Source organism: uncultured Agrobacterium sp. (assembly GCF_913777885.1).
Lineage (GTDB): Bacteria > Pseudomonadota > Alphaproteobacteria > Rhizobiales > Rhizobiaceae > Agrobacterium.
The window spans coordinates 365,713-375,380 of sequence record NZ_CAJYTV010000017.1; the positions used below are offsets into that span (position 1 = coordinate 365,713).

Genomic DNA, 9,668 nt, shown 5'->3' on the forward strand with positions numbered 1-9,668 from the left:
GTCTGTTTCAGCGCCGCCCGTTTGAAAACCATATGACAGTTTTCGCTTCGCGTGTCTGAAAGGCTGGCAATTCTCCCGGAATTAAGGTAGTTGCGCCCCAGAAAACAGACAAAACGTCCATCGGGTCAGTGCAGCCGCGCCGTCCTTACGACGCATTTCATTGAGTTACAAGGAAATCATATGGTCAAGGTTATCGCCTCATCCGTCCGCAAGGGCAATGTTCTCGAAGTCGAGGGCAAGCTCTACGTCGTGCTCACGGCCAATAACTTCCACCCCGGCAAGGGCACGCCCGTGACCCAGGTGGACATGCGCCGCATCGTCGACGGCGTGAAGGTATCGGAGCGCTGGCGCACGACCGAGCAGGTCGAACGCGCTTTCGTCGAAGACCTGAACTTCCAGTTCCTCTATGAGGACGGCGAAGGCTTCCACTTCATGAACCCGGAGAACTACGACCAGGTGGTCGTCGATGCCGAAACCATGGGTGACCAGAAGGCCTACCTCCAGGAAGGCATGACCTGCGTTCTGTCCATTCACGAAGGCATTCCGCTCGCCATCGAGCTGCCGCGCCATGTGACGCTGGAAATCGTCGAGACAGAGCCGGTCGTCAAGGGCCAGACGGCTTCGTCCTCCTACAAGCCTGCGATCCTCTCCAACGGTATCCGCGTCATGGTCCCGCCGCATATCGACGCCGGTGTGCGCGTGGTCGTCGCGACCGAAGACAACTCCTACGTCGAGCGCGCAAAGAACTAAGTGCGAGCACGTATTTGAGATCGAGAAGCCTCGGAGCGATCCGGGGCTTTTTTGTTTTTGGGGGAGGTGGGGCGACGCCATGGTTGGAAGAGCTGTATCCTCGGCCCCCGGGCAAGTGCTGGCTCGCCTAAAACGACACATCTGCTTTAGGAAGAGGTTGGCTTGTTGTGTCAGCCCACTTCAACTCTTGAGGTAAAGCCCCGAGAAGAGCCTCAACGCCTCTGCCCTTGCTGCACATGTCCCGCTCAAGGTGGATCGAACCATTGCACCGTCTTGTCCCAAGCTGCTGTCAGAAGTGGCTCTCTAAGAGCCCCTCGTGCGGATCTCAACTCCTTGAGGAGAGCGGCAGAGCAAGGGGAGTGATCGGCACATCCAGAATACGGAAGAGCGGTCGCGTCCATCCACGGGTTAACGCCTTGGTTCGATCACGAGCCAACCCTCAGCACAAACAAAAATCCCGCAGCCAAGGCCGCGGGATTTTGAAAACACCGGAATGGTGAGATCGTTACATGCCCTTCGGCACGTTGGACGCGACCTTGACGGCTGCGACCGAGTTGGGTGTTCCCACGGCGTAGCCGCCGCCGAGTGCGACGCTCAGCGCCACATAATCCTGTGCTGCCTGCTGAACCGCGGTGGCAAGGTTTGCCTGCGCGTCGGAGACGTTGCGCTGTGCATCAAGAACGTCGAGCAGCGAGGAGGCGCCGTCGCGGTAGCTCGCGGTCGCAAGCGAGAGGGCTTCCTTGTAGGAATCGACCGTCTTGCGATAGGCGCTGACGGTCTGCTGGTCGCGGTTGAGCGCCGTCAGTGCGTTTTCGACTTCTTCCACGGCGTTCAGCACGGTCTGCTTCCAGGCAAGGTACTGCTCACGGGCAACCGACTTCTGAATATCGACGCCTGCGCGCAGAGCGCCGCCGTCGAGGATCGGCAGCGTGATGGTCGGGCCGAAGCCCCAGCCATTGGACGTGCCGCGTGCGCCGCCGCTGATGCGGGTGTAGCTTGGCGTGATCGAGCCGCTCAGCGTGATGCTTGGGTAAAGCTGCGCTTCGGCAACGCCGATATTGGCAACGGCTGCGGCCAGCTGACGCTCGGCTGCGCGAATGTCCGGACGGTTGCGGATCAGGTCCGCAGGGATGCCGGTGCGCGGAATAGCGCGGGCCACAGGCTGGCGCGCGCCGCGCTGCAGTTCGACAACCAGCGAATCGGCTGGCATGCCGAGAAGCGTTGCGATGCGGTGGGCGGCACGGCGGTAGTTGGTTTCAAGCGTCGGCATCTGCGCCAGCGTCGAGTTCACCAGACCTTCAGACTGGACGACATCGAGACGCGACGCGGCACCCGCTTCCAGCTGCAGCTTGGTCAAGTCGAGAGTTTCGCGGCGCGAGCCAAGGTTCTGGCGGGCAATTGCCAGACGCTCCTGATAGTAGCGCACGTCGATATAGGCGGACGCGACGGAGGAGATCAGCGTCAGGCGCTGGACGTCTGCCGTTGCATAAGCGGCGTCGAGCGAGGCTGCGGCGCTTTCCTTTTCGCGGCGGTAACGACCGAAGAGGTCCAGCAGCCAGGACACGTTGAACGCGTTGCTGGTGGTGTTGCTCACCCGTTCATTGGTGCTCGGCAAGCTGCCTTTGCTGCCCTGCGTCTGGTGACGGAAGGTCGAGCCGAGCTGCGGAAGCGAGCCTGCGCCAGCGACCGTGATGTTCGATTCGGCCTGATTGATACGCTCGATCGCCTGAAGAACGGTGAGGTTCTGGGAGAGGCCCGTGGAGACGTAGGAATTCAGGCGGCTGTCGTTGAATGCCGTCCACCATGCCACCGTCGCAATGTCGCCATTGCTGGTTTTACCGCCTTCGGCGAATTTGGCTGGCAGTTGGGTTTCCGGCGCCTTGTGGTCAGGGCCGACAACGCAGCCTGAAAGCAGGAGCAGTGTCAAAGGAATGGTCGCGCGAAGTGACAGCATGTGGTTATCCCGGTTGGTGCGGCGCACGAGGCGCCTCTCAGTCGAAGCGAGCATGTTTGCTGTGTGCTGACGGAAGAGGCAGCGTTTACGAATCTGCCATACTTCTTATCAGCCTGTTTCTGCATTGCTAGCATATTTCAAAAGTTGTTAACGTTTAGAAAGCCGCCTGATGATGACGAAGAAGGACGGTACGAAGAAAATTCCGAGCAGTGTTGCAGAAAGCATACCACCCAATACCCCGATACCGATGGCATTCTGCGCTGCCGAGCCCGCGCCGGTTGCAATGGCGAGAGGCACGACGCCCAGAATGAAGGCGAGAGATGTCATGATAATGGGTCGCAGGCGCAGCTTTGCGGCCTCCAGCGTGGCATCCAGCAGGCTCAAACCATGTTCCTGCCGTTCTTTTGCAAACTCCACGATGAGAATGGCGTTCTTGGCGGCAAGGCCGATCGTCGTCAGCAGACCCACCTTGAAATAGACGTCGTTGGACTGGCCGAGGAAGTGGGCTGCGGTAACCGCCCCCAGCACGCCGACCGGCACGGCCAGAATGACCGAGAACGGAATCGACCAGCTCTCGTACAGCGCTGCAAGGCACAGGAACACGATCAGAATAGACAGCGCGTAAAGCATAGGCGCTTGCGACCCCGACAGTCGTTCCTGATAGGAAATGCCTTGCCAGGCTACGGTGTAGCCACCGGGTAGGCTGGCAGTCAGCCGTTCCATCTCGTTCATCGCATCACCCGAGGCAACACCGGCACCTGCAGCGCCATCCAGCGAAATGGCGCTCGTGCCGTTGAAGCGTGCAAGGGTGGGAGCGGCGTTTACCCAGCTTACGTTGCTGAAGGAGGAGAATGGCACCATCTCGCCGCTGGCATTGCGGGCATACCAGTGCTTCAGATCGTCGGGTTGCATGCGGTAGGGCGCGTCACCCTGCACATAGACCGGCTTCAACTCGCCATTGAGGGTGAAGTCATTGACGTCGCGACCGGCGAATATGGTCGAAAGCATGAGGTTGACCGAGGCAAGATCGATGCCCATCGCGCCCATCTTTTCCTTGTCGAGATCGATCTTCATCTGCGATTCGGCATCACGGCTATTGGAGCGTAGCGAGCTGATATTCGGATTGCCGTTTGCAAGCTGGATCAGTTCCTTCGAGGCGTTGGTCAGAGCAGCCGTACCATTTCGCCCGCTATCCACCAGATACATGGAGAAGCCGCTGGAGGTGCCGAGACCCTGGATCGCCGGGGGAAGCAGCGGGAAGACCTGCGCGTCGCGGAATGACAGGAAGGTGCCCATGGCGCGCTGCACGATGGCTGCGGCATGTGCTTCCGGTGCGGTGCGCTCGGAGAAGTCCTTCAGCTTGGTGAAGACCATGGCATTGTTCTGGCCAGAGCCGCCGAAGCTAAAGCCAAGAACGCCGAAGACGGACTCGACATTGCCTGCTTCCTTCTCACGGAAATAGCTTTCCACCTGCTTCACCACCTCATTGGTGCGCTCTGTCGTGGCGCCTGTCGGCAGCTGCACGATGGTCAGGAGCACGCCCTGGTCTTCCTGCGGCAGGAAGGAGCTTGGCAGGCGAGTAAAGAACCAGGCGCAGCCGCCCACCACGATGAGGAAGAGGATCGTGACGCGAACCGGGCGCTTCAGAAGATGGCCGATGCTGCCGACATAACGATCGGTCGTGCGATCAAAATTACGGTTGAACCAGGCGGCTGGGCCACGCTCCTTCTTGGCATGGACCGGCTTCAACATCGTGGCGCAGAGCGCTGGTGTGAGCACGATGGCGACAACGGCCGACAGAAGCATCGCCGAAACGATGGTGATGGAGAACTGGCGATAGATGATACCGGTCGAACCACCGAAGAAGGCCATGGGAATGAAGACGGCAGTCAGGACCAGCGCAATACCGATGATTGCACCGGTGATTTCGCCCATCGACTTTTCTGTCGCCTCGACCGGGGAGAGACCTTCCTCCGACATGATGCGCTCGACGTTTTCGACGACGACGATCGCGTCATCCACCAGAAGGCCGATTGCCAGAACCATGGCAAACATGGTGAGCGTATTGATCGAATAGCCGGTCAACGCCAGCACACCGAAGGTGCCGAGCAGAACGACGGGCACGGCGATCATCGGAATGAAGGTGGCGCGCAGGTTTTGCAGGAAGACGAGCAGAACGACGAAGACCAGCACGATGGCTTCGATAAGCGTGTGGACGACCTTCTCGATCGACAGCTTGACGAAGGGTGTGGTGTCGTAAGGATATTCGATGACCACGCCTTCTGGCAGCGAGCCTGCGACGCTGGTCAGCGCATCCTTGACGCGGGCTGCGGTGTCCAGTGCGTTCGCGCCAGTCGCAAGGTTCACTGCGAAGCCAGCGGAAGGGCGACCGTTGGAGCGGGAATCGCCGCCATAGCTTTCCTGGCCGATTTCCACACGGGCCACATCGCTGAGGCGAACCGTGGCGCCGTCCTTTTCCACCTTCAGGATGATGGACTCGAAGTCGGAAACGGTGGTCAACTGGCTCTGTGCCGTGACGGTAACGTTCAGCTGCTGACCCTTGACGGAGGGCTGTGCGCCGAGCGAACCGACCGAAACCTGGGTGTTCTGGCTCTGGATCGCCCCGGTTACATCGGCGGTCGTCAACTGATACTTGTTCAGCTTGTAGGGATCGAGCCAGACACGCATGGCATATTCGGAGCCGAAGACGTTGATGCTGCCGACACCTTCGAGGCGCTTGATCTGGTCTTCGACGCGGGTGGAAAACACGTCGCCGAGATTGGCGGAGTTGCGCTTGCCATCGGTGGAGATCAGCGCGCCGACCATCAGGATCGACGAGGTTGAACGGCTGACTTCGATACCCTGCTGCTGGACCACATCTGGAAGCTGCGACTGAACGAGCTGAAGTTTGTTCTGCACCTGCACCTGGGCAATGTCCGGCAGGATGCTGTTGCCGAAGGTAAGCGTGACGGTGGCGCTGCCGGTCGATGATGTCGACGTCATGTAGGTCAGGTCATCGAGGCCGGTCATTCCGTCTTCGATGACGGTCGTCACCGATTTTTCCACGGTCTCGGCACTCGCGCCATTATAAGACGCGCTGATGCGCACCGTCGTCGGCGCGATATCGGGATATTGCGAAATCGACAGGGTGAAGATCGCCAGGACGCCGCCAAGCATGATGACGATGGCAATGACCCAGGCAAAAACAGGGCGCTTGATAAAGAAATGAGCCATCTGGACTGCGCCTTATCTGAATTGAACAGTTGAACCGGACATTTGGATAATGCCGGTCTTACTTGGCGGGCGCAGCAGGCTGGGCCTGCTTTTGCGGAACCACGATGCCGCGATCGTCGATAGTGGCTTCGACTGGCGCGATGGTCACGCCCTCGGTGATCCACTGAAAGCCGTCGACGATCAGCTTGTCGCCATCCTTGACGTTTTCCGTCACCAGCCACGAGTTGCCGGACTGGCGGCTGTTGGGGAAGGTGCGGGTTTCAACCTTGTTCTCCGCGCCAACGAACTTTGCCGTCAGTTCGCCATTGGCGTTTCGCATTGCCGCTCTCTGCGGAATGAGGAAGCCCTTTTCCTTGCCGATCGCGAGCGTGGCGCGCACATACATGCCCGGCAGAATGAGATCGTTCGGGTTGTCGAACAGCGCGCGGATAGAGAACGTGCCCGTCGTTTCGCTGACCGCCATGTCGGACATGTCGATCTTGCCGTCCTGCTTATATTCGGTGCCGTCTTCCAGCGTCAGGTGAATGCCAGCCTTTTTCTCGCCGCTGCCGATGGTCCCGGCGGCAATCGCATCGCGCAGGCGCAGCAGATTGGCGCTCGATTCGATCAGGTCGATATAGATGGGGTCGATGCGGCGCAGAGTCGTCAATGCCGTCGTCTGGTTGGCCGTCACCACGTTGCCGACGGTAACATTGGTGAAGGAGACGATGCCGTCAAAGGGCGCGCGCACCTTGGTGAGGTCGAGATTGATCTGCGCCGTTTCGAGTGCGGCGCGTGCCTGCGCGACATCGGCCTGCGCCTGCGCAAGCGTGGTTCTGGCATTTTCAAACTCGATCTGGGTGGCGCCGCTATTCACCAGACGCTCATAGCGCGCAAAATTTGCCTGCGCGGCGGGAATGCTTGCTTGCGCCTTGGCAAGGGTCGCCTGTGCCTGCGCGACTTCGGCTCCGTAGGTGTCGTCGTCGATTTGATAGAGAACAGTGCCCTGCTTGACCTCGCTGCCTTCCTTGTAGGGAATTTCGCGGATGATGCCGGAGACGCGCGGGCGGATATCGGCGCTCTGATAGGCGCTGGCGCGACCGGGTAGCACGGTGGTCAGTGGATTTTCGCCCTCTTTCATGGTGATGACGCTGACTGGCGAGGGCGGGCGCTTGGCCTGCTGGGCTCCGGCATCCTTGCCATCGCCGCTATCGCTGCAGCCCGAAAGGACGCCCGCCATGAGAACAGTAGCAAAAAGGGCTTGAAGGCGTCGTGTCATCAATTTTCTCATATTGGAGTATGAAGGACTATGGCTGCGGTCGATCGGTCTTTTTAAAAATTGGGCCGCCGGTTTGGAGGCGGCACTTGCACTCATCTTGTCTGAAAGCTTGAACGACGCAAATATCCCGTCAGATCAGGCCAAGCGTTGAAATGTTGTAAGTGACGTAAATTTAAAATCGTCACTTTTCAAGTGCGTATTTCAGTGAACGATCAATCATCATAACGACATCCTCGCATCGTGTTGCCAAAATGCCAACATCTTCGCGGGAAATCAGCAGGGGATGCAGCACGCAGGAAAGCACGGTCAGCGCGAGTGTGGCTTCCTTCACCGCATCTGCCCGGCGGTAGACACCCTGTTGAATGCCATCGCCGATAATGGTGGCGAATTGCTGTGTCAGCACCTGGTGGTAATGCGCGCCGCAGGAAAGCTCGCGCTTGGGCGTTTGCAGGAAGACCTCGATCATATAGGGATTGTCGGTCAGGTCGTTGCGATGGTTTTGCATCAATGTGCGCACGAGCGTCAGCATGCGATCATGCGGCGTGTGGGTCTCGTCAAGGAGATGCATCTTCTCTTCGAAGACTTTGATCCGTTGAAGCATGATCGCATCGACCAGGGCGATCTTGGAATGAAAGTGCTTGAAGACATTGGCGGGCGACATGCCGAGTGCGGCGGCGACATCGGCAATCGCGACGGCAGAAAAACCCCGTTCACGGAACAGCCGGTCGGTCATCGCCAGAATATCGCGGCGGGTTTCCTCGCCGGAACGCCGAGGGCGGGTGGTCTTCTTCACCACCGCCTCGCCGCCTTTCGTCAAATTGCTATCGGCAACCTTGGTCACATTCAGGCTCCGGGGAAATAGGGCTCCAAGTTCCGTCTCACTCTGTCGAGCGGCGTCGCGTGTTCATCATTTGGCTTGAAGGCCTGACCGGTAATGCGCTCGTAGGCTTCCATATAGACACGAGATGTCTGCAGAACCAATTCCTCCGGGATCTCAGGAATGTCATCCTTATAGGGATCGCAGCGTTCGGCCACCCAGGCGCGGACGAAATCCTTGTCGAAGCTGACCGGGCGGGCGCCTGTCTCGAAGGCGTGGTGATAGCTGTCTGCCATCCAGTAACGGCTGCTATCAGGCGTATGGATCTCGTCAGCCAGAATGATCGTGCCGTTTTCATCCGTGCCGAATTCATATTTCGTATCGACGAGGATCAGGCCGCGTTTGGCCGCGATCTCCTGGCCGCGCTTGAAGAGCGCCAGCGCATAAGTGGACAGCGTCTGCCACTGCTCTTCTGTGAGAAGCTTCTTCTCGACGATCTCCGCAGGCGTCAGCGGTTCGTCATGCCCGCCGTCGAATTCCTTGCTGGTGGGGGTGATGATCGGCTCGGGCAGTTCCTGGTTGTCCTTCATGCCATCCGGGAAGGTCACGCCATACATGCTGCGCTCACCCTTCTTATAGAGGGTCAGAATAGATGTACCGGTGGTGCCGGCCAGATAACCACGAACGACGATCTCCACGGGAAGGATGGTCAAGCGCTTGCCGATAACCACATTGGGGTCGGGATAGGAGACGATATGGTTGGGGCAGATGTCCTTGGTCTCTTCGAACCAGTAGCGCGCGGTCTCAGTCAGGACCTGTCCCTTATAAGGAATGCAGGTGAGGATACGGTCGAATGCACTCAGCCTGTCGGTGGAGATGATGATGCGGTTCCCGTCCGGCAAGTCGTAATTCTCGCGGACCTTGCCGCGATAATAGTTGGGAAGTTCAGGGATGACGGCTTCTTTCAGGATACGCACGGGCTTTCCTATCTCTCACAAATATGACTGGACCGGCCTTAGTCGATGGCGCGACGATAAAACAACCCTATCCGATGTTGGGACGGGGGAAAATAGGAAGGTCATGTTGGAGGGATTTGCTGGCTTCCGTAAGGTGAGGTTAAAACTAACGTTTTAAAACAATGCGTTACGAGGAAAGTGGAAATTGTTGAAAAACGTCTGTTGACTTGTTTGGGGTGTGTCTCTTATAAGTCCGCTCACTGACGAGGGCGGCGGCGCTGCTGGCGACGAAGTCCTTTGTTCTAGAGAAAATCGGAAAAGATGAGCTGATGCTTGTTGCTCTTGGGTCGAGGTTGACTTGAGGGTTTGATTTTTTGACACTTGATTGGTGTCTGTTTTTTGACAATTGAATATGAGAAGAAAGAGAAACGTGGGCGGCGAGGCTTGCGGGACCAGGGGAGACTTTGGTTTCTGGAATAGACTTTGACGGTCACGTTTTATGAGAGAATACACCTCATTTTCTTTGGCATTTCGGTGCTGGTTTTCTGGCGCGCTGTGAAGCGTGTAGGGGAATTTGAGAATGGGTGTGAGTTCTCGTCGATTCAGAACGACGTGATTTAGTTAAGATTGAATTCTCAACTTGAGAGTTTGATCCTGGCTCAGAACGAACGCTGGCGGCAGGCTTAACACATGCAAGTC

General features: G+C 58.1%; 6 protein-coding genes and 1 rRNA gene. 2 read left to right on the forward strand and 5 right to left on the reverse strand.

What is annotated here, in order from left to right; translation table 11 throughout:
• The first annotated feature begins 180 nt into the window (after nucleotides 1-180).
• Nucleotides 181-750, forward strand: a complete 570-nt coding sequence (gene efp, locus QZ869_RS16830) for an elongation factor P (protein WP_296016293.1) — start codon at nucleotides 181-183, stop codon at nucleotides 748-750.
• A gap of 505 nt (nucleotides 751-1,255) precedes the next feature.
• Here efp and QZ869_RS16835 read toward each other — a convergent pair.
• The 5 genes from QZ869_RS16835 to QZ869_RS16855 form a co-directional block, all read right to left on the reverse strand.
• Nucleotides 1,256-2,704, reverse strand: a complete 1,449-nt coding sequence (locus tag QZ869_RS16835; RefSeq protein WP_296016290.1) for an efflux transporter outer membrane subunit — start codon at nucleotides 2,702-2,704, stop codon at nucleotides 1,256-1,258.
• A gap of 147 nt (nucleotides 2,705-2,851) precedes the next feature.
• On the reverse strand, nucleotides 2,852-5,938 hold the full coding sequence (locus tag QZ869_RS16840) for an efflux RND transporter permease subunit (protein ID WP_296106053.1): 3,087 nt from the start codon (nucleotides 5,936-5,938) through the stop codon (nucleotides 2,852-2,854).
• A gap of 58 nt (nucleotides 5,939-5,996) precedes the next feature.
• Complete coding sequence (locus QZ869_RS16845; RefSeq protein ID WP_296016287.1) at nucleotides 5,997-7,196, reverse strand: efflux RND transporter periplasmic adaptor subunit; 1,200 nt, start codon at nucleotides 7,194-7,196, stop codon at nucleotides 5,997-5,999.
• A gap of 181 nt (nucleotides 7,197-7,377) precedes the next feature.
• Nucleotides 7,378-8,037, reverse strand: coding sequence for a TetR/AcrR family transcriptional regulator (locus tag QZ869_RS16850; RefSeq protein ID WP_296106055.1), 660 nt, complete (start codon nucleotides 8,035-8,037; stop codon nucleotides 7,378-7,380).
• Nucleotides 8,038-8,039: 2 nt separating this feature from the next.
• Entirely contained in the window at nucleotides 8,040-8,990 is a 951-nt protein-coding gene (locus tag QZ869_RS16855) for a phosphoribosylaminoimidazolesuccinocarboxamide synthase (protein ID WP_296106058.1), read from the reverse strand.
• Nucleotides 8,991-9,605: 615 nt separating this feature from the next.
• Between QZ869_RS16855 and QZ869_RS16860 the strand changes: the two genes are divergently transcribed.
• Nucleotides 9,606-9,668: ribosomal RNA gene (locus tag QZ869_RS16860) — 16S ribosomal RNA — on the forward strand; the annotation flags it as partial.